The organism is Nostoc parmelioides FACHB-3921 (genome assembly GCF_014696625.1).
Taxonomy (GTDB): Bacteria; Cyanobacteriota; Cyanobacteriia; order Cyanobacteriales; family Nostocaceae; genus Trichormus; species Trichormus parmelioides.
The window spans coordinates 1-22,312 of record NZ_JACJQL010000083.1; the positions used below are offsets into that span (position 1 = coordinate 1).

At 41.9% G+C, this 22,312-nt stretch carries 15 protein-coding genes; 8 read left to right on the plus strand and 7 right to left on the minus strand.

Features of this window, described 5'->3' with window-relative positions; all coding sequences use genetic code 11:
- Positions 1-347 precede the first annotated feature (347 nt).
- Positions 348-524, plus strand: a complete 177-nt coding sequence (locus tag H6G14_RS29025; protein ID WP_190571940.1) for a hypothetical protein — start codon at positions 348-350, stop codon at positions 522-524.
- A gap of 595 nt (positions 525-1,119) precedes the next feature.
- Positions 1,120-4,263 carry a plasmid replication protein, CyRepA1 family gene (locus tag H6G14_RS29030; protein WP_190571943.1) on the plus strand — a complete coding sequence of 1,048 codons (3,144 nt, stop codon included), beginning with the start codon at positions 1,120-1,122 and terminating at the stop codon, positions 4,261-4,263.
- Between the two features lie 306 nt (positions 4,264-4,569).
- On the opposite strand, the gene H6G14_RS29035 is transcribed toward H6G14_RS29030, so the two are convergent.
- The 3 genes from H6G14_RS29035 to H6G14_RS29045 all read right to left on the minus strand — a co-directional run bounded on the left by H6G14_RS29035 (position 4,570) and on the right by H6G14_RS29045 (position 6,767).
- On the minus strand, positions 4,570-5,313 hold the full coding sequence (locus H6G14_RS29035; RefSeq protein ID WP_190571945.1) for a hypothetical protein: 744 nt from the start codon (positions 5,311-5,313) through the stop codon (positions 4,570-4,572).
- A 132-nt stretch (positions 5,314-5,445) separates the two neighbouring features.
- Positions 5,446-6,261 (minus strand): hypothetical protein, encoded by an 816-nt coding sequence (locus H6G14_RS29040; protein WP_190571947.1) that lies wholly within the window; start codon positions 6,259-6,261, stop codon positions 5,446-5,448.
- The gene (locus tag H6G14_RS29045) at positions 6,258-6,767 is read right to left on the minus strand and encodes a hypothetical protein (protein ID WP_190571949.1); all 510 of its coding nucleotides are present in this window, start codon (positions 6,765-6,767) and stop codon (positions 6,258-6,260) included. The genes H6G14_RS29040 and H6G14_RS29045 overlap by 4 nt, the downstream gene beginning before the upstream one ends.
- A gap of 517 nt (positions 6,768-7,284) precedes the next feature.
- Between H6G14_RS29045 and H6G14_RS29050 the strand changes: the two genes are divergently transcribed.
- From H6G14_RS29050 to H6G14_RS33810, 3 genes are all read left to right on the plus strand, one after another.
- Positions 7,285-7,713, plus strand: a complete 429-nt coding sequence (locus H6G14_RS29050) for a plasmid mobilization protein (protein ID WP_190571951.1) — start codon at positions 7,285-7,287, stop codon at positions 7,711-7,713.
- A gap of 4 nt (positions 7,714-7,717) precedes the next feature.
- Positions 7,718-8,542 (plus strand): relaxase/mobilization nuclease domain-containing protein, encoded by an 825-nt coding sequence (locus H6G14_RS33805; RefSeq protein WP_242054020.1) that lies wholly within the window; start codon positions 7,718-7,720, stop codon positions 8,540-8,542.
- Between the two features lie 366 nt (positions 8,543-8,908).
- Positions 8,909-10,180, plus strand: coding sequence for a hypothetical protein (locus H6G14_RS33810; RefSeq protein WP_242054022.1), 1,272 nt, complete (start codon positions 8,909-8,911; stop codon positions 10,178-10,180).
- A 230-nt stretch (positions 10,181-10,410) separates the two neighbouring features.
- Here the strand turns inward: H6G14_RS33810 and H6G14_RS29060 are convergent, their stop codons facing one another.
- The 4 genes from H6G14_RS29060 to H6G14_RS29075 form a co-directional block, all read right to left on the minus strand.
- Positions 10,411-10,764, minus strand: a complete 354-nt coding sequence (locus tag H6G14_RS29060) for a hypothetical protein (RefSeq protein ID WP_190571953.1) — start codon at positions 10,762-10,764, stop codon at positions 10,411-10,413.
- Between the two features lie 83 nt (positions 10,765-10,847).
- On the minus strand, positions 10,848-12,173 hold the full coding sequence (locus tag H6G14_RS29065) for an MFS transporter (RefSeq protein WP_199326323.1): 1,326 nt from the start codon (positions 12,171-12,173) through the stop codon (positions 10,848-10,850).
- A gap of 82 nt (positions 12,174-12,255) precedes the next feature.
- Positions 12,256-15,648, minus strand: a complete 3,393-nt coding sequence (locus H6G14_RS29070; RefSeq protein WP_190571955.1) for a type 2 lanthipeptide synthetase LanM family protein — start codon at positions 15,646-15,648, stop codon at positions 12,256-12,258.
- 228 nt (positions 15,649-15,876) lie between these two features.
- Positions 15,877-16,233 carry a Nif11-like leader peptide family natural product precursor gene (locus tag H6G14_RS29075; RefSeq protein WP_190571957.1) on the minus strand — a complete coding sequence of 119 codons (357 nt, stop codon included), beginning with the start codon at positions 16,231-16,233 and terminating at the stop codon, positions 15,877-15,879.
- Positions 16,234-16,555: 322 nt separating this feature from the next.
- On the opposite strand from H6G14_RS29075, the gene H6G14_RS29080 reads away from it, so the two are divergent.
- From H6G14_RS29080 to H6G14_RS29090, 3 genes are read left to right on the plus strand one after another with little or no spacing between them, the layout of a single operon-like run.
- On the plus strand, positions 16,556-18,418 hold the full coding sequence (locus H6G14_RS29080) for an AAA-like domain-containing protein (protein WP_190571959.1): 1,863 nt from the start codon (positions 16,556-16,558) through the stop codon (positions 18,416-18,418).
- Between the two features lie 9 nt (positions 18,419-18,427).
- Positions 18,428-21,871, plus strand: a complete 3,444-nt coding sequence (locus H6G14_RS29085) for a WD40 domain-containing protein (RefSeq protein WP_190571961.1) — start codon at positions 18,428-18,430, stop codon at positions 21,869-21,871.
- A gap of 15 nt (positions 21,872-21,886) precedes the next feature.
- Positions 21,887-22,135 carry a hypothetical protein gene (locus H6G14_RS29090; RefSeq protein WP_190571963.1) on the plus strand — a complete coding sequence of 83 codons (249 nt, stop codon included), beginning with the start codon at positions 21,887-21,889 and terminating at the stop codon, positions 22,133-22,135.
- Positions 22,136-22,312 lie beyond the last annotated feature (177 nt).

Here is a 22,312-nt window from a genome sequence, read left to right on the forward strand (position 1 = left end):
ATTCTTCCCAAGTTATTGTGTTGTTACAATGCTTTTTCGTTCCATATTTTATCTGCTAAAAATTTTAATGATAATGATAATCGAAAAGAGGGGGGAGGAGGCGAGCGTCGCTCGCCTCCTCCCCCTCCCCACCACATGATTATCATTTTTATTTAGATAAGTTTAAGTATTTTAGCTCATTGACAAAATACACTTTAATCTAGCCCCTCACGAGTGGCGGTGCTTGCTGTTTTCCTGTCTTATCTGTTATGTTAGACCACAGGTGATTCACCTGTCAATATTTTGATTCACCATTGGAAAATAAGACTCAAAGGGTGAATAATTAGGCATGGTATTTTAATTTGACTATGCCTTCAAAAAAGCCACAATTAACCATTCGTATTGAGGAGGATGAGTATTCATATTTACAAGAATGGGCAAAAGAAGAATTTATGACTCCTCCTCAACTAGCAAAAATACTTCTGAAAAAAGCTATTGCGTCAAAAAAGAAAGAAAAAGGAGGTAATGAAAGAGAAACAGCATGAGAAAGGAGAATCAATCAAATCATGTAGAGCAACAACAGGGGAGGTTTGATCCAGTTACAAATAAAAAAGATTCGTTAGTGGCAGTTGTTAACCAGACTGCAATATGTGCCTAGTGTTACTCAATGGTATGCTGACTCCCAGACAACTTTTTAGTCCCAACCGAATAACTTGAATAACCTCTATTTATGCCTTTTAATCACTTATTTCTAACTTTAATCACTGAAATTTGAGCCAATAAATGCCAAGAAGTCTGCGAGGTACGAACTCACAGACTTTGACTCAAATTATTCATTTGATTTCACTTGCAATTTGTGGATTCGGTGCTTGCAACACCTACCACGCGTCCACCCCGCCAGAAAAGACAGAGTGTAAAAACCCCACTGGAGAAGAATCAAGTGGAGACTTTCTTTGATTATAAGTGTCTATCAATTTATTTCCAACAGATGAGAAGAAAAAAATAGGCATGAAAACTTTAGGGAAACTACTTGATTCTTAACCATCTACCGCACAAGTTACGCCGACTGTTCTGTAGATAGAAGTTTAACAACAGTCTTTTCTGAGCGAGGGCAATGTAAACCCAGCTTGGAAAAAGAAATTGAAAAATCTATCAAGTGTTCTACCATCTGCTCAAAACTTATTGCCAGTCGAGAGCATCGAGCAGTTTACCAGCCGAATAGAGAAAGAATTTATTGCAGGCTCGGCGATCGCCCCTTCACTCTACACAGAAAACATCCGCATCATCTCCGACTTAGAAATTGGTGCAGGCGGGGATGTCGCCACCCCAATACACGATGCCCTCAACTGGAAATATACCCGATTTGGGCATCAGGCCAAACCCACACTGCACGCCGCATTACTGCATAACGAAAACGGCAGCCCTTGGCAAGCCAAACTCAGCACCCCCAGGACTGACCCAAACAAAGGCAAGATTCAAAAATACGAAACCCCAATCGGCAACGGCTCACGCGCCTATCTCCCCACCATTAACCGAGAAACTAGACGCTTAATTGCCCAACGCTACAACGTACAAGTGCCACCAGCAGGGGAAAGTTTCTGGCAGTGGCTAGAACTGCACCCAGAAATCCCCATCATGATTACAGAAGGTGGTAAAAAATCCCTATGCCTGTTATCCCAAGGATACGTCGCCATTGCCCTTTACGGCATTAACGGCGGCTACCGCAGCAAAGACTCACTAGGCAACCCCATCTCACCCCACCTCATCCCAGACATAGCCCGATTTGCTGTTAAAGATAGACACCTGACCCTAGCCTTTGACCAGGACACCAACCCAGCCACCCAAAAACGAGTTAACGCCGCCACATACCGCTTTAGCCGCTTACTGATGAAAGCAGGCAGCCGGGTTAATATCGCTATCTGGAACGGTCAAAAAGGGCTGTGTAAAGGCGTGGATGATTTAATCGTCAACTCCGGGATTACAGCCTGGGAAACAGCCTTAAATCAAGCCCTACCCCTAGCACACTGGCAACTGTGGCAACGCTTAGAAAATCGCTTAACCTACGAACCCGCCTTACAACTGACCACAGCTGACCTATCCACCCTAGAAATTAAAGACTTACCCCAACAGGGAATTATTGGCATCGACTCCAACAAGGGGACTGGTAAAACTAAATTTATCGCCAAAACCACAGCTAAATCTCCCAAAGTCTTAGCCGCCAGTCACAGAATTGCACTGTCACAAAATTTATGTGCCAGGGCTAACTTAGATTACCGTGGTGATTTAGATAAATTTAACGGCAATTTTATCAAAGGCGCAGCTTACACCCTAAGAATCGGTTTCTGTGTTGATTCCCTGTTAGCCATTGACCCCCAAAAATTCGCCGGTTGTGACTTAATCATTGATGAAATTGTCCAGATAGTTCGTCACTTACTCACCTCTAGCACATGCGATCGCAATGGCAAACGCCCCGCATTACTAGCCAGATTTGCGGAATTAATTAAAGTCTCCCGTCGCATAATTGTGGCTGACGCTGATTTAAACAACCAGACCCTAGATTACATTAAAGAACTGCGGGGAGATGACACCCCCATTTTCTTAATTCGCAACGACTACCAACCCGAACCCTACCATGTCACCTTAATTCAAGCCAAAGATAAATCAGCAATTATTAACAATTTAATTGCCGATGCCCGTCAACTACAGCCGGGTAAAACACTGTATGTCACCACCGATAGTAAAGCCACCAGCAAGACCACAGCACGACTGCTGCAAAAAGCCATTCCAGGAATCCGCATTTTATTAATTAATTCAGAAACGAGTGGCAATACCGTAGAAAAACAGTTCATGAAAACACCCGACCCTGTAATTGCTCAAGGATTATATGACGTAATTATTTGCACTCCCACCATGGCCACGGGAGTCAGCATTGAACTCAAAGATTTTATCGCTAAAGTCTATGGAATTTTCACCGGCGCATCATCTACTGACGCGGATATGTCCCAATCCTTAATTCGGGTAAGAGACAATGTAGAGCGTGTGGTTTGGTGTAACGAACGTGGTACAAATTACTGTAAAGTTTCCCGTTCCAGCAATTATCTCGAAATTAAAAACCAATTACAACAAAGAACCGATGCCACCGTTAGCTTAATTCGCTCCAACCTCAGACCTGACATGGTTGAAGAAATTGCTAATTACAACTGGCAAGATAACCCCCATGTTAATCTCTATGCCCGGATTAGTGCCGAGCAGAATTATTCCATGATGAATCTGAGGGATGCACTATTAATTCGCCTCAAACACGAAGGACATCATATCAAAATTGATTGCCAACAATCCCAGTTATCAGTCAACGTGTTGTTAAAGTCAGCCAAAGAAGAAATTCAAATAACTGAAGCACAAGCGATAGTAACCGCCGCCGATTTAACTTATGCAGAAGTGGCACTTTTGGAATCCCAAGAGAGCGTTTCACCAGAAGACGCACTAGCAGTAACCAAATTCTATCTCAAAGACTTTTACTGTTTAGACGAGCTAACCATAGACGATGTGCTTTGGGATAAAAACGGCCAACGCCGGGGAGAATTACTGAACTTAGAGGCGCAATTAAACCCTGATTTAGCCCTGGATAGAACAGCCAAATCATTAGAAAAACAAGCTAGTTGGAATCAAGGTGTTTGCCCTTGGGATATTTCCGGTACAGCACTACGGCGACAGATTCGAGAAGCATTAGGGTTAAACGATTTTTTAGACCCCAATAAAGAATGGACGAAAGCTGACCTTAAACCATACGCCGATAAAATTCGGCAATATGCCCCAGAAATTAACCTGCATCTCAACCGCACCATCAGCGACAAAATGAGTGATACGCAGGTTGTACATCAGCTGCTATCCCAGTTAGGCATCAAAATGGCATTTCGTTGGTCAAGATTTGAGCCGGGTTTTGAGAAGCAAAAAATTAAGGTCTACCGACTGGATAATGAGGTTTGGCATAGCCTGATGTCTACTTTACATCGACGTGCCACACGACGCGAAAGACTTGCTGATACTGGAGATGTTTCTGGATCTGGTATGCCTTTTAATACTAAAAATCAGCTAGGAGATCCAACACCACACCAGCCCAAATCTCTTGCAGAACAATTAATTGGATGTGTAGTGACAGTGGGAGGAACTGACACCCAATTCCTAGTACAGAGCTTGACTCTAGACTCTAGAGCTAGGTGCAATAGTTTGACTGATAAGACTGTGGTTTTTCTACCTATATCTGACCGAGAAGATTGGAGATAGAAGATTTAAGATTGCAGATTGAAAAATCAAGCCCCTAACTTTAGTTATGGGGTCAATCTCCAATCTCCAATCTGCAACCTACAATCAGTTGACCTAATCCCAGTAGATGGGACGTGAAATCAACTTGAAATTCCTCATCAATAACACAGCACATAGTTGGTTAGCAGCTAAAATCAGTCCCCAGTTGTGGAACTGAATGTTCAGGCTATGGGTAAAAATATATTCCTAATATATTTATATATTTATATAGATAACTCCCTTGATAAATATCTTATTGTCTGCAATCAAGGGAGCAGATAAGTTAACTTATCTTCTACGATTACGGTCAGTACCAAGACGGCGTTCAACCCGTTCTAATTTGGTATTAGTCCAACCAGTCCGCTCCCAAATAGCTTGGAGATAAGTCTCTACATCGTCAGAGATTTTCATCGGAATAAACTGATTCCAAATAAAGAAAATCGACAAAGTAGATAAAGCGGTAAACAGTCCAACCCAGAAATATTTACTCACCCCTTCAGCGCGATAAACCTCTTTTTCGATGGTGATGGGTTGGGGGCGAGGGGTGTTCTTCAACTCTCGAATGCTCTCCGTCAACCGATTGGTGTGGCTCACTAGGTCGCTCCAATTCGACTTGAGCGTGGAGACTTCGCTCTTTAGCCCTTTGAACTCTAAGTTCTCGATTGTGGGCGACGATTTGGGAGTATTCTGTAACTGCGTCATGAAGAGAGTTAATTGCTGCATCAAATCGGCGTTGTTCTTCTCTAACTCGTTCGAGGAGAGATTCTGAGTCTTCAATTGTTCCGTCAGCATCTCGATAGTTATCATCGCTTTGCTGAGGAGTTGGTTCTGAATTAGATTCGTTTGCGCCCATGCTTGTAACTCTGCCCTATCGCGTTCACGTTCAGTTTTTTGTGATTGCCTAAAACTTTCAAACTCTTTATATAATCTGCCCAGTGCGGTTTTCACCTCGCCTAATTCTGTTAATTCTGTTGAGGTAATATTTGAGGCAGAGGAATTATTACTTTTGCCATTGCCGTTGTCATTATTCATCAGTTACACACCCAGATTACTTTTGACATAAGCGTGAGGCTTGAGTGTAATCAAAACTCTTATCCTATACCCTAATTTTTACACCCAGCCCAAACCTATAACTTTTTTCATCAATGCCTAAGCTCATTACGGCTACGATTCATTAGTTTTCTTTTGACCCCGACGAGAAGTAGGCACACTGACTTTCGCCTGAGTCGCAGTTTTAGCACCAGATGAAATAGCCGGCTTACTTTCTGGTTGAGTCAACCCTAAATAAACCCCAGCCTTGGATAATTCCGGTTTAGCCAGATCCAAAAACCCACTCACCAATAAATAATCACCAAAAGGAAAACCATTCTCCTCCGTCGCCGCCGAGTAAGGCAGACCCTTCTCAATCAAAATATCAAAAGTCGAATACTCCAACTCAGGCATCTCAATTTCAACGCCCTGTAACTCCTCAATAACAGTGCGAGTCTTACTACTTTCCCACCGCAGAAAACCTAAACCCTTATCCCAACAGAGATTCTTTACCACCACATAATCAGCCTGATTACCGCAGAACTCCACCATAGCTTTTAGACTGGTAATCACCGAATAACCCAAATTAAAAACCGTCACCAGAGTTACGCGATAACCCAAATCGCCAGCAATCTTAAACAGACCAAACTTGCTAATAATCTCCCTAGTTTTATTACCACTAGCTCCCGGCATATCCACCACAACCACATCAGGAGTAGTGGCTTTAATTTCTGTAAAAAACCGCTTCGCTTCCGTGACTTCGATAAAGTTTAACAGTCGAACACCAGAACCAAAGCTTTGATAATACTCATAGAGTTCTGGATTCTCCGTATCAGCATCATAAGCGAGATAATTAATCCCCAAAGAGTGCATAACATCCAGTAGCAATCGAGTAAAAGCAGTCTTACCAGTACCACCTTTACCACCTAAAATCATGACAATGCGTTTCATAAATCACTCCTGTCAGTGACATTAAACTGTCCATGAGTCTTAGCTGCTGCTCTTTTTCCTTTAGTGGTTTTATTTGTAGAATCAGAAGATTGTTCACTTGGTTCTGACAATGAATTAGATAAGCCATCTGAATCAACTGCTGAAATACCATCACCAGTTATAGTTTCTTGTGAAATTGAAGGAGAAGATAATTCAGAGGATGATTCAGAACTTGATTCTTCAGATGAAACTCCAGAAGTATCACCAGATGTATCAGTATCAGTTGCCAAAGCCCGTTTATGAAAACTCTTAATACCACTAGCAGCTAGTTCAACACCATGCCCTTTAAAAACCTCAGCCACATCCGAATAATCGTAACCAGCATCCAACATATCCTGAATAGGTTTAGCCAAACTCTTGACCAACTCCTCAAGACTGATAGTTTTGGGAGTGGCAGCTTTTTGTTTAAGGCTGGCTTGAATGTCGTCTAGTTTAGATAAAGGAACAGCTTTAGGTTTGCGAGGCATAGTCAGCAGTAGTAGTAACAAATTATTCAATTGTAAAGAAAAATAGTACAAAAGAACTTTAAGATTCTTGTGTAGATGTGACGAATAGAAACAAAAAACAGCTACACATCTGCCCTTTTAGATTAGGCTAAAAAATATCAAAAACAAGAAAATAGGTGCTGGCTCCTTACCAGTCATCGCATAGAGGCACATCTAATAATTGCCCCAGATTACGCACTGTGGCGTTGTTGCTAGATCCACGCTGTGCCCCGGAGATTGGGTTGCCCTAGTTCTCGCGTAGGGGCATGGCAAGCAATACGCCGTAACGCGCTACGCGCTGCTTTTACCTGCGGTAAAAGAGGCGTGATTGCTTGTTGGGGGTGTCCCCCAAACCCCCATTAAACAAGTCTTTTTCAGGGGTAAAATAGTCCAAAAGTTCCAGGTTATTCGCCTACCTGCTCGGCACTGCGTGCCATAGCAGCTACAGTGAATAACCTGGAAAAAGAATAAAAATTCAATAATCAAACGCCTAACACTTATGCAAATAGACCCTCGCACTAATCTAAGTAATCAACTAGCCCAAACTCTAATTAATCGGGTAGTAGAACCGGATGAGAAGCGAGAGATAACTATCACGTTTAGGGTGAGCTATGCCGAGAAAACAAGGCTAGAACAACGCTGCAACGGGGTGGTACAAAGTGATTATATTAGAGCAAGATTATTTGATTACGCTTTACCCCAACCAAAGCTGACTATACCTGAAGTAAACAGACAAGCTATCTACGAACTAAAAAAAATTGGGAACAATCTCAACCAACAAACCAGAGCCATCAACGAAGCAGTAAAAATTGGTAGTCAACCTCTAACCACTGAAGTTAAAGAATATTTGCAAACTCTAAAAGAATTAACTGCCCTATTAGAACAAACTCACATCAGCTTATATCAGGTAGTACCAGAGGAGGATTAGTGGAATGATTACAAAAATAAAAGCCAATAAATCATTTCGTGGCACTACTAAATACGTACTAGAAAAAGAGAAAGCCAAGATTATTGGCGGGAATATGTACGGAAAAACCACCGATAAATTAGTAGAGCAGTTCACCCTGTCAGCCCACCTCAACCCCCAATTAAAAGACCCATGTTATCACCTCATGCTGAGTGTGCCGAAAACTGATAGGGCTTTAACTGATGACGAATTAGCTAATATTTCGCAACGCCATTTCGCCTCGGTTATCGTTTTATCGCGGCTAAAAGGAGAAGAAGCTCAAGTAAAACAAGCAGATAAAAGAATATCTGACACCAAGCTAAACCAGCTAGTTGATGAATTTGTAGAGACAGAATTACCTGCTTATGACTTCTTTATAGCCCGACATTCTGACAAAGAACACGACCATACCCATATCGTGGCATCCAGGGTAAATAATTTAGATGGTCTTTCCATTCGTACTTGGAATAATTACGCCCATTCGGAACACTCAGCGCGACTGTTAGAACGAGAGTTTAATCTCACTCCAGTACAGAGTAGTTGGGAGAGTAAACGTAAAGCTATGACTCGCAACCAACTAGAACGGGTCGATAGTATGGGGCTTCCAGGTGAAGAAATAATGAGGCAAGCGATTGAGCGAGTGGCGCTAGATAAACCCACAATGCCAGAGTTCATTGAGCGATTATGGTCAGAGCATCAAGTCAAAGCTGTCGTAAGTTATTACAGTCACGGCGAGGTAAGGGGTATCAAGTTTGGGATTGATATAGGTTCAGTTAATGAAGATGGTTCGCCCCGACTACTCTGGAAATAGGGAGGTAATCTCAATAAATATAAGTGTTCTTTCGCCAAACTACAGACAGAATTAGGGATAAGTTACGACCCTCAAAGGGACGATAACGAGGTTAAACGCTTAAACAATTTCTTAGAATCTGTAAATAATCAACCTAATAATCAGCATATAATATCTACTATATCTGCTATTAATTCTCTAGATATAGCAGAAATTAATCCCCAGATTTACCCGATATTATCAGAGCTATATCAGCATGACAGCGTTGCCTTACCATTAGTAGCACAATCAGAAAATCGTCAGTTATCACAGAAAGCTATCAACGCAATCGCTGAGTTTATTGACTCGTCATCTGTTGAGTCAGTTCTAGCTGAAGCATTACCATCGGTGAACCAGTCACTTGACCAATATCAGCAATCTTTAGCTGAAGCTAACGCGACGTTTAATCAACTACTATCAGCAATAAATCAAGGAGGAAAATCCCCGGTATCCCAGAAAGCTATCAACGTAATAGTTGATTTTATCGACTCTTCATCTGTTGAGTCAGTTCTAGCTGAAATATTACCATCAGTCAGCCAGTCACTTGAGCAATATCAACAGTCTTTAGCTGAAGTTACCGCCATTTTAAACGACCTAACAGCAGTAAGCAATCAAGTAGAAAAAGAGCGACTATCACAGAATGGTATCAACGCAATCGCTGAGTTTATTGACTCTTCATCTGTTGAGTCAGTTTTAGCTGAAGCATTACCATCATTGAACCAGTCACTTGACCAATATCAGCAATCTTTAACCTCAGTTACCGCCACTTTTAATCAGCTACTAACAGCATTAACTCAAGCCGAAAAATCCCAACTATTCCCAAAAGCTATCAGCGCAATTGCTGAGTTTATTGAACAGTCATCTATTGAGTCTGCACTGGTCGAATTACCGCCTGTACTTAAAGAGCTTTCTAAATTTCAGTCTGATACAATTATTAAACCACTATCCCAGATAGTAGAACAATTAAAGCAACTGCCAAAGTTATTACCAAGTCAGTCTGACAACTTATCCACTTCTAAACCAAAACTAAAAGATGAACTAAGAGCCGAGTTATACAAGTATTATAGTGCCGACTTGCATTCTTTATTAGTGATTGACCGCGATAAAGAAATTGCTTTTAGGGCATTATTAGATAATAAGCCAGCCCGATATGTAGAAGAAATTATCTTAGCTAGTCCTGCCGGATGGAGCGAAGAAGAAGCAAAGGCACTAGTATTAATTGCTGAAAATCAAGTAGTCAAAAAGCAACCAGCACCAGTTACACAACAAGCAGAAAAACAGCAATTAAGGCGAGAGTTATTATCTATAGCCGTACCTGTGGGTGTTGAGTTAATCAATCGCTTACTCAAAGGTACTGGTAGAAATAGCCTAAAATTTAAACACTCTACTGTGTCAAAACAAGATAAGGAATTAGTGTTTACTCATGATGAACGAGGTGAGGTATTTCGTGTCCAGGTCAACCTTAATCCTCAAGGTGAGATTGAGTATTGTGTGATGAATATAGGTGAAATTCGGCAGTTAGATATTGAGACTTGGGAAAAAGCGAAGCAGGTATTACTGGACTATATAGAACAAGAACAACAGCAATTAAGAGCTAGAGATAGAGGATTATCCCTGTAGGCGTAAATAGAAGATTTTTAGCCACAGGTTGCCCCTGGTTGCACGAACCTTCTATTTACGCCTATTTGCAACACCGATTTTAGCGTTACTTTATTTACAAAACTTCATTAGCTTCAACTGGTGAATTATGAAACTTTCAGGCTTTCATAGTGTTAAGCAATGTTTCGCCAAGAGTATTCTTAGGGGTGACCGATTCGTTGAGTTTAATATCACTGCTCATTTAGCCTCTCTTATCTCGGCTCCATGCCAGAACCTTTTTGTGGAAAATCCGGCTTTAATGGTAGACTCCCACACTGGTGATATAACAATGTTTCTTCGCTTGTTCCTGTTTGCAATTCTCTTCTTCGTTGTTCATATCGTTGACAAAAGGTTTGTTGCCCTGCTCTGCAACGGTTTTCCATTTCATCTAAAAAATAAAAGCCTTGGGGTACTGGATACTCATTTTCTTTAAAATCACCAGTGAAAGGTAAATACGGTAATCGTCCTTGAAGTGGGGTTTTTAAATTGCATTCTGACCTAGCCATATTAGAGATAAAAATAGTAGTCAAAGAAAAAACACTAGCTAATAAAAAACGATTCAACATAGTATTATTCTCCTTGTGGTTTTTAATTAGGATTGTGGATTAAATAAAGTGGCAATGGTAGTGATTCCCCAAAAATTATTTAGTTAATTAGTCGGTATTACATCTGGCAATTCATCCTCCACTAACCGCAGGGGGGGGTACTGGTACGCAACAATAGTCGTTAGCATAGTACAACAACCCACGACAATGAATATTAAGCTCATACCTGCTTGAGTTCCTGTGCCGATAATTTTTCCGATACTGACTGCTATTGGACTATTGGAAATCATTAAAGGTTGAAAGATTTTTTCCATTAATGGTCCAGAGACCAAATAAGCTAGTAAGCGGAACAAACTACCAATCATACTTCTCACTGCAAAAGCCCTTCCCTGCAAGTCAGGTGGGACTTTTCTTTGCCAAATGACTTGATTGCAACCATAGATGATTGGTAAACCAAAGGAGAATAGAAAAATTGAAAGGGTGAGGAGTGGGATGGAGGTGTATAATCCCATAAATAAAATACACAGTCCTCCTAGCAATTGAAAGCCGAATAAGCTGTAAATCAGTTGTTGCGAACCTCCCCAAGTACTGATCAATAGACTGCTTGCCACTGAACCAATGCCACCGATGGATACGATGATACCAAGAACATTAGTTGAGGTAATTGACAGCACAAAGGGGGTAAATAAAACGTTAAATATATTGAAGAAGAAGTTGTTAGCAACCATGAAAATCAGTAATCCTAGCAGTCCTTCTCTGGCAGTAATGTAAGCACAGCCGGAGGTAATCTCTTGTAATATCGAACTTCTCCCCACTTGTTTTGTATCACTAGTCTTAACAGTATTAATCTCAGGGAATCTAACTAAAAACAGAGTAATTAAAGAGACAAAAAATGTAGCGAAATCTAATAGGATAATTCCCTCAATGTGGATGGTTCCCAATAGTACCCCTCCTAGTACAGGTGAAATTAATTGGGTAGTAGAACCCGCTAGTTGCATCATGCCACTGGCACGGCTAAGATGCTGTTTAGGCACTAGCAGGGTGGTGGCAGCAGTATAAGCTGGCCACTGCAAGGCACAGAAGGTTGAACAGATAGTAGTAGCTAGGTAAATGTGCCAGATTTCAATCCGATTGGTAGCAATGAGAAGAGCGATCGCCACAGTAGCCAGAGCCGCACAAGAATCACTGAGAATCATCGCCCAACGGCGATTCCATCGGTCTACCAAGACACCAGCCAAGGGAGAGACAACAATCAGTGGTAGGGTTCCGGATACAGTAATTAGGGTAAACTGAGTAATCGATCCAGTCCGCTGATATACCCAGATGCCTAAAGCAAAATCAGTGAGGCTGGAGCCGATTATGGAGACTAGTTGTCCAAACCAGATGAGAATGAAAACACTCATCCCTATTGGCGTGGGGTGTTTTATCATCTTTTTTGCTGCCAAAATCATCTATTTGTACCTATTCAAGGCAAACTCACAGAGGTTTTTATTCCTGATGAATCAAGAGAATTTATTCCCAGAGCAACACTGAGGGTAGTGCTTCTGGGTGTGCCAACCGCAGCAACTCATAGCCAATGCCAGCTGTTCCTTGAAAAAAGCCAGGGTTGAATACATGGTTGGGCAAGTTAGTAAACAATTGATAGCCTCCCGCTTGTTTGGCTCTGGCTACTACCCAAACTGCCCTTTCTTGTGCCATTGTCAGCAATTCAGGGCGAGATAGTTTTTTTGCCCCCAGCAGCAGCACTTCGCAGCGACCTAAATGACCACAGCAGAGATGGTCTACACCTTGCAAGCCGTACTTCTGAGTCGTCTGCAATGCCACTTCTATATCTTGATGAATTTCATCAGTTTCTAAAATCGACAAACCACCCAACCGTCCTAAGCCAATGCCCGTAGCACCATAACACCAACTAACCGCAGTAAAAGCTGCTTGACCATTTTGTTGAGTAAAAGAACGGAAATCTGGCCAGTTAGCGGCAGAGGTTGAAAAGACACTGCGTTCATAAGCAATTCCATCACAGGCGGCCTCTAAATAGTTGCTGTCCTGAGTCACTGAGTAAAGTCTCAGCAGGGCATAGGCAATTCCGGCAGCACCGTGGGAGAAGCCAGTGAGCGGTCGTTTGACAACTGTATTCCAAGCTTTAGGTACACCGTCTTCACTCACTTGCTGGTCAAGCAGATTTTCTCCGCAAGCGATCGCCTTTTCTACAACCGTAGTTTCAGCCGTTACTTCATAGAGAGACAATAACCCTAAAATTGTTCCGGCTGCCCCGCCAATAATATCCAACTGTCGATCTGCGACAATCAGTTCTGGGGTAATCCAACTGGCAAACCGAAGTGCATCCGTTAATAAGGTTCCATCTTCCAGAAATTGATTTACCTTCACTAAGGCATAAATGATTGACCCTAAACCAGTTGCACCACCTATCCCCGTGAGCCGAGCAAAGCGTTGCTGGGCATCTGAGTCCAACATTTCTAGTTGCCGTCGCAGGGGCTGTAACACTCGCAATGCCAACTCACTGAATCGAGGCTCCTGAGTCACCTGATACAGTCCGGCAAGGAATAATGCAACCCCACAGCGTCCATCATACAGGCCATCCCCCAGCACTTGTAGCTGAAAGCTTTCGGCTTCAGGGACAAAGCCCATGCCAATCCAATTGAGACTGCCATCGGCATCTTGAATCGCTCTGGCTTCAAGTTCAGTCGCAATCTTCCGTGCTTCTTGAATTAGTTGTTCTGAACTGAGGGGCAGCAGAGACTCTTCCTGCCGTTGTTGATGCTTCTCGGCAGTGGTTTGTGCGACTCTGGCAAAGAAGGCTCCTTGAATAATCGCTACTTGTCGGGCCATATCCGTTTCATCCAGGTCTTGCAATTGCTCTATCACCTTTTGATAGCTGGCTTGCTTGAAATACTGGGGAATTACTGAGATACCCTTCAGAGTTAAGTCATCGCCATTTGCGCTAGCCGTAAAGAAAGGAATATCCAACTGTTCCATGGCGTGGATTTCTGCCTGGAGGATGGGCCAGGCATTAGTTTTTTCCTGGGCAACTAGATAGGCCTGACTGAGGCGATCAATCTCAATGCTGTAGTCTGCGCCATTCTTGAGATAATCCGGTGTCCAGGTTTGTTGCAAAATGGTGAAGTAAATGCGGGTAGCCCGGAAAACAAATCGGATCTGCTGATGCTGGAACACTGCTAATGGGCTTTCTGATGCCAGTAAGCTTCCCTGGTGAGCCATCAAAAAGCGGTACATCTGCTCAAACCCGGCACAGAGTTGCCCTTGATAATCGTTGGGAGACAGGGCAGTATCCCCTAAAAGGGGTACATTTTTCTCGATAGGCAAGGTGACTGTTTCGTTACGCAGGTGCATATCATCGGTGTTGATGGCCTGCCACCGTGGCACTTTTTGAGGGGCTTGCTGAGAATGGGTGCTGCCCAAGCCACTCATATCGTAGGCAATACGCTTATCGATACTGAATTCCCAACGGGGCAGCAGTCCTGTACGTAATACAGAACCCAAAAACAGTTGCGTGGAATCTGTTTCCAATGCTTGGGTCATAGGTGAATTGTCGATCAGATTTGCTTCATGGTGCAGTAAGGTTTCCATATCGATCAGCACTAAGTGTTCGCCATTGGCAATCAGGTTCTCATGGTGACAGTCGGTTCCCCGTAAGGCATAGATCAGACACAGCAACATACCCGCCCGCCGATAAAAACGCTCGACTGCGGCTTCGTCCGTACAGGGTTGGTGTTCGACATATTCAACCCAGCCGTAACCCTGCTGGTTAAGTACCTGGATTACCTTAAGATCTAATAATTGGCTTTGATGATTACACCAGTCGAGAAACTGGTTCCACGCCACTTCCAGACCCAAATCCTTGGGTTTGTAGACCAGCTTGAGTCCTGAATCCCAGGTGAGCAGAATGACAGTGCGTCCCTGATTGTGGGAATCAGAAAGGGAGGCTTTGATTTCAGAAACTTTGCCAAAAGGCTGGGGTTCTGGGTTTAATTCCTCTTGTTCGGGGCTAGGGAGACTCTCTACGTCCCTATCCTGATATTTGTTATTTGTGATTAAGCCAAATGTCTGCTGAATAGCATCCCGGTCTTGAGTCAGACGCTGAATAAATTCAGCCGTTGTTTCAACCCAGAAATCCACGGCGGTTGCAAGCAATCGACCTAACACGGGGTAATTCTGGAAAAAGTTGCATAAACCATCCTGTAAGAGTTGAGTAACAAACAGGTTATATCGTGTCTTGCTATTGCTGGCTTCTTCTCCTAGCCCAAGTAGATTGAGTAAATTTTGACCAAAGGGACGAACTTTAGAAAATTCAAAATTTAGGGTCTTGCTAGAGATCATCGCTAACCGTTGCAACAGACTGCGTTCCAGAGAACGGTACGCTTCTTCCGAAAGGATAGATAGTGGAAGTTCTGCTGAGGAAAACTGATAAGACCCCAAGCAAGTCAGTAAATTCTGTCTAGCAACTTTGATGGCAGGCAACAGGATATCTTCAAAAGCAACGGGTGCTTGTGCTTCGGTTGGCAGTAATACTTCAGTGTCACGATTGAACTCTGTTGCAGTTTGCATAATTTGCCGCAAGGTTTCTGCCCATGTTGGCAAAGGCTGTTCACCTGCAAGCTGTACTGTTCCCAATCGAGGACGAACCGTATCAAGATCTAAATTCTCCCACTGCAGGCGTTTCTGCAAAGTTGCTAGTTTACCTTCATGGGCGACGGTTTGACACCAGCGACTTAGGCGATTTTCAATCGTTTGTTCGTTTGTGTTTTCCACAGCAACGACGAAACATTCTTGATCGAGCCGTTCCCAGAGGAAACTGGCATTGGCAACAATCGTAGCGAGATCGGCTTGGGTGATGTAGCGGCGTTCAACAAGCAGTTGGGACATGGGCGATTCCTCTTCTTAAATTCTGATTTGAGTTCAATGTTATAAATCACTCAACCCAGACATGAGTCACATGGCTCAGTGATTTGTTGAGGCAAACTGTTCAAGATACCCTGATGCTAGGTATCTAAATTGCCCAAAACCAGATGGCTTTGTAGAAGTCCTTCTCAGACATCGGTTTTGGGCAAACGATTTTATGCCTTTAGGCTAAAAAGAATATGGAAAAGCGCATCAGTTACAGCTACACCAGCTTTTAGTACCAGTCGTCAGCTCTAACCCTCGGCGTCCCATATCCCCTCCCGCTACAGCTAGTAAATCTTCCTCGCTCAGTACTTGTGAATCTAATTCATATCTCCATAAGTTACTGATCGCAGCTTCTACTGCACTAGCAGCTTGCACTTCTTGGATGCTGAAGGAGTAACCGTATTCTTCACCCAACACAACCACTAACTGAGAAAGGCTTTCCAAATCGGTTGCTGCTTTGAGTTTGTTTTGCAGCACAGAGTTGCTCAATACTTCTTGGAAAAACTGTTCCAAGTTGCTTGTGTTAGCTGTGGTTTGTGCTTGATTTAAAGTGATAGTAGTCATGTTTGTTTCCTTTGAGAAATAGAGTGTTGTTTAGAAATGCTAGATTTAGTTTGTTTGCTAATCCCTTCGCTCTTTCTTAATATCAATATATTTGAGGAAGTATTACGCCACCAGGGCAAATTAATGCTGTTAAATGCAAATAGTGAAAAATATGTTTTACTTAATTAATTAGCACTAATAGTTACTTCAATTACAAAATTACTAGCTTTTGTGACTAAAAGGGCAGTTAAATGCAGTTAGTTAAAATCATTTATTCGCCCTTTAGATAATTGGTATAATTATCTGAATTACGAGTTTCTGAAGCCTGAGATAGGTTATTGCCATGACTCAGAAAAATAGACGGCGTGGTTTTTTCGCCAGTAATGAAGGAATGAAAAAGCTACAAGCAAGAATGAATGAAAAAGGGTACATTCAAGAGCAGCTTGCCACTCAGGCAGACGTAAGTATTGATCAGGTCAAGCGACTACTCAATCCTCATTGGGGATACAAGGTGCAGAGAGATGCGGTAGAGAAAATTGCTCATGCTTTAGATTTGACACCAACAGATATTGTTGCTTCCCATGAGTGGTATCCCCCCCAACGAAACTTAGAGCCAGAACAAATAAGAACTAATTGGAACATTAACAGAGTACATAGCGCTAGAGTTTTTATTAGTCATTGCATACAAGAGCCAGATTTTAGCGTGGCTCAGCAAATAAGTGAAAGTTTGAAAGCAGATGGAAAAAGAGTGTTTCTTAAAAATGAGACTGAAACAGACTGGCGGCACTGCTTCGATGAAGAATTGGAGCAGTGTGATTGTTTGATATTCCTATTATCCCCTCAAGCATCTGTCAGTGAAATGGTCACTGAAGGAATTCGACGAGCTAGAGATTTACAAACTGTTAGACCCAACCGCAAACCACAGATTGTACCCATTCATATAGGTGAAAGTAAGACTTTAAACCATGACCTGCGTGGCTACCTACAGGGAATTCAAGCGTGGGAGTGGAGAACACCTACCGATACTCCAAAACTTGTTCAAGTAATTATAAACCTGCTAGCAGGAGACCAAGTACAGGTAAAAGATAAACCTTTAGAGGCATTGTCAGCAGTATCCCCTTTGCCAATAGTAATAGCCGAGGAACGCCCTTTACCAGTTGCAGAGCCAGAACTGCCTGTGGGTCAAGTTGGACTTGCTTCTGCCTTTTATATAGAACGCCCTCCAATCGAAACTCGCTGTTACCAAGAAGTTTTGCAACCAGGTGCCCTGATCCGTATTAAAGCTCCCAGACAGATGGGAAAAACTTCGTTAATGGCACGGATTTTGTATCAAGCAAGAGAGCAAGGCTATCGCACAGTTACCCTGAGTTTCCAACTTGCCTCATCTGAGGTTTTCACTAGTCTAGATAAATTCTTACGCTGGTTCTGTGCTTGCATAGGTCAAAGTCTGCGGTTGTCGAATCAGTTAGCTGATTATTGGGACGATATCTTTGATAGCAGCTATAACACCACTACATACTTTGAAGATTATTTACTAGCAAAAACTGATAGTTGTGTAGCGATTGGCTTAGATGAAGTTGATCGAATTTTTTCATATCCAGAAATTGCCAACGACTTTTTTGGTCTTCTACGAGCTTGGTATGAAAAAGCTAAGTATGGCGATTACAGTAGCGACATATGGAAAAAGCTTCGGTTAGTGGTGGTGCATTCTACAGAAGTTTATATTCCCATGAACATCAATCAATCACCATTCAATGTGGGGCTAGCGATTGATTTACCAGAATTTAGCTCGGAGCAAGTAAAAGATTTAGCCCAGCGGCATCGGTTAGATTGGAAGACTGACCATATAAAGCAATTAATTAACCTAGTGGGTGGACAACCGTATTTGGTGCGGTTGGCGATGTATCACATCACTTCTAACGACATCACGCTTGCACAATTGCTGCAAACGGCTCCTACTGAAGCCGGACCTTATAGCGACCATTTGCGACGCCACTTGTGGAATCTGGAACAGTATCCAGAGTTAGGAGACGCATTTAGCGAGGTGGTTGCTACAAACAAACCTGTGGAATTAAAACCAACACTGGCGTTTAAATTATACAGTATGGGTATGGTAAAGAAGGAAGGTAATTATGTAATACCACGCTGCGATTTGTATCGCCAATATTTCCAACAACGTTTGCCATTTACTGACATGGAAACGTGAACTTGATCTATGAATAAATTCCAAAACTTAGATTACAAATATCAAATTGGGGGTAGTTTACCACCAAATGCTCCAACCTATGTAGAGCGACAGGCAGACTCTGAGCTTTATGAAGGGCTGAAAGCAGGTGAGTTTTGTTATGTACTAAACTCACGACAGATGGGTAAGTCAAGCTTGCGAGTTCGCACCATGCAGCGATTGCAAGCTGAGGGTATTGCCTGTGCTGTTATTGACGTTACAGCAATTGGCACTCAGCAAGTGGTTCCAGACCGTTGGTATGCGAGCTTAATTGGCACTCTGGTGAGCAGCTTGAAATTAAAGATAAATTTAAGAACTTGGTGGCGAGACCATGAGTATCTTACTCCTGTCTATCGTCTAAGTGTTTTTATTGAAGAAGTGCTGTTAGAAGAAATTCAGCAAAACATTGTTATTTTTATCGATGAAATTGATAGCATCATCAATTTAAATTTCAAAGACGATTTTTTTGCTTTGCTTCGAGAATGCTACAACAAGCGTTCTGACAAAACAGAATACTCACGCCTTACCTTTGCCCTATTGGGAGTAGCGACTGCTTCAGATTTGGTTCAAGATAAAAAGCGCACCCCTTTCAATGTTGGTAAAACCATTGAATTGAGAGGTTTTCAGTTGCATGAAGTAACTCCTTTAGTTCGAGGATTAACGGGATTTGTTAGTAATCCAGATGCTTTACTAAAAGAGATTTTGAATTGGACAGGTGGTCAACCTTTTCTCACTCAAAAACTGTGTCAATTGGTTCTTACCTCTGCTGCTACGATACAAATTGGTAACGAAAAGAATTGGATTGAAAAATTAGTCAACTCAAAAGTAATTGAAAATTGGGAAACTCAAGATGAACCAGAACATTTAAAGACAATTCGAGACCGACTGTTGACTAATGAACAGCGTGCTACCCAACTTTTAGGTCTTTATCAGCAAATCTTGCAAAAAGGAGAAGTTCAAGCTGATAGCAGTTTTAAACAAATGGAGTTACGGCTATCAGGGTTAGTTGTCAAGGAGCAGAGCTGTTTAAAAGTTTATAATCGCATTTACGCATATGTGTTTGATCTGGAATGGGTAAATAAGGCGTTAGCTTCCTTACGTCCTTATTCCGAGACGTTCACGGCATGGTTAGCTTCTCATTGCCAAGATGAATCACGACTTTTGAGAGGGCAGGCATTACGGGATGCACAGGCGTGGGCTGCGGATAAAAGCTTAAGCAATTTAGATTATCAATTCTTAACAGCAAGTCTTGAGTTGGAAAAGGAAGAAGCTCAAACTGCTTTAGAAGTAGAAAAAGAGGCGAGTTGGATATTAAGTGAGGCTAATCAGACATTAATTAGGGCACAACGTAAAGCACAGCGAATAATTCGTTCTGGAATTGCTGTACTAGTCATTATTCTGCTTGTGGCAGGAGCAGTTGTAAATTTCGTAGATGCTCAGGTAAAAGAAATAACTAAAGTAAGTGAACTAAATACAAATTCTATAGAACTTTTACCACATGATCAGCTTGGAGCATTAGTCGCTAGTCTAGAAGCAAGTAATAGAGTAATTACGTTTAAAACCTGGCCAGACTATGTTAGGAATGCCACGATAAAACAGCTAAGACAAGTAATCTATGAAATAAAAGAGCAAAATCGATTAGAAGGTCATAAAAGCTGGGTATACGACATAAGTTTCAGCCCTGATGGCCAGATGATTGCTACTGCCAGTGCTGACGGTACTGCTAAACTTTGGAGCCCAGATGGTCAGTTGCTGTATACCTTTCAAGGTCATTCTCTAAATGTACGTAGTCTAAGTTTCAGCCATGATAGCAAGATGATTGCTACTGCTAGTTTTGACGGTACTGCTAAAATTTGGAGTTTAGATGCTCATCAATTACTTCAAACTTTCAAAGTTAATGAAGGCCGAGTATACGACATAAGTTTCAGCCCTGATAGCAAGATGATTGCTACTGCTAGTGCTGACGGTACTGCTAAAATTTGGAGTCTTGACGGTAAATTACTTCAAACTTTCAATGGTCATAAAAGAGCAGTTTTAAGTGTAAGTTTCAGCCCTAATGGCAAGATGATTGCTACTGCTGGTCAAGATAAGACTGCTACAATTTGGAGTCTAGACGGTAACCGAATTCAAACTGTCAATGGTCATGAAGGCTGGGTATACAGCATAATTTTCAGCCCTGACAGCAAGATGATTGCTACTGCTAGTGCTGACAAGACTGCTAAACTTTGGAGTCTTGACGGTAAATTACTTCAAATTTTCAATGGTCATGAAGGCTGGGTATGCAGCATAATTTTCAGCCCTAATGGCAAGATGATTGCTACTGCTAGTCTTGACAAGACAGCTAAACTTTGGAGTCTTGACGGTAAATTACTTCAAATTTTCAATGGTCATGAAGGGTCGGTGTACGGCGTAAGTTTCAGCCCTGATGGCCAGATGATTGCCACTGCTAGTGCTGACGATACTGCTAAACTTTGGACTACAAATAGTATTAAACATGATAGCTTTATTTGGAACGTAGCTTTTAGCCCTGATGGCCAGATGATAGGTACTGCAAGTTGGGATGGTACTGTCAAACTTTGGACTAGAAACGGTCAGCTATTACATACTTTGAAAAAACATGAGCAACGGGTTAACAGAGTAAGTTTTAGTCCTGATGGACAGATGATAGGTACTGCAAGTTGGGATGGTACTGTCAAACTTTGGAATTTAAAAGGTGACTTTCTTAAAAATGTGACAAAAGAAAAGAATCAATTCAGTAGTGTAAGTTTCAGTCCTAATAACAAAATAATTGCCAGTGCAAGTTGGGATGGTACTGTCAAACTTTGGAGTTCTGACAGCCAGAAATTTCTGCTCTTAAAAGCACACGATGAGGTAGTTCGAGATGTGACGTTTAGTTCTGATGGTAAGAAAATTGCTACTGCTAGTGATGATGGTAGTGCCAAACTTTGGAGCGCAGACGGTCAATTACTTCAAACTTTTAAAACTGATTCCTTTTCTATATCTCCTTCTATATATAGCGTAAGTTTTAGTCCTGATGGCAAAACAATCGCTACTGCTAGTGATGACGGTAATGTTAGACTTTGGAGCGCAGATGGTGGATTAATTCAAACCTTTAAAGCTCATTTATCTTCTATATACAGCGTAAGTTTTAGTCCTAATGGCAAGACAATCGCTACTGCCAGTGATGACAAGACTGCCAAACTCTGGAACACAAAAGGTCAATTACTTCAAAGTTTTAAAGGTGATTTTCCTATGTACAGTGTAAGTTTTAGTCCTGATGGAAATTATCTGGCCATTGCGCAAAGTTCAACCGTAACTATTCAGAAATTAAATATTGATATTGCCGAACTAAAAGTGGTATCATGCCACTGGTTAAAAAATTATCTAAAAAATAATCAGTCTGGAAAAGTAAAAAAACGCAGTCTTTGTAAGTAAAAGCAATTTCATAGTATGAATACAAATCCGACAGATATAACAAATTCGGAATATAAAAAAAAGAAGTGTATAGCTGAAGGTGGTGAATGGATAGATCCTCCTGGAAAGTGTGTTAACATTCCTGCGTCCCCCCCTGAAAATTTAATGAATGCAAGTACAACTTATATAGAAGATAAACAAAATAATGAACTAAAACAAAAGTGTGAAAATCAAGGTGGTGAATGGATAGATCCTCCTGGGGAATGTAAATTCCCAACCATATAGTTTTTAAATGTATAGCACATTTATTATCACAGCAATTCTAAATTCAAAAAATTAGGAAGTATTGGGCATTGAGCCGAGATGCGCGACGTGAAAGTTGTGCGTAGAGGCAGTAGCCTATTTTACTGAGGAGCCGTCTCCTCCTGAAGTTCCCTCCCTTCAGTCCCCACATAAAAGGGT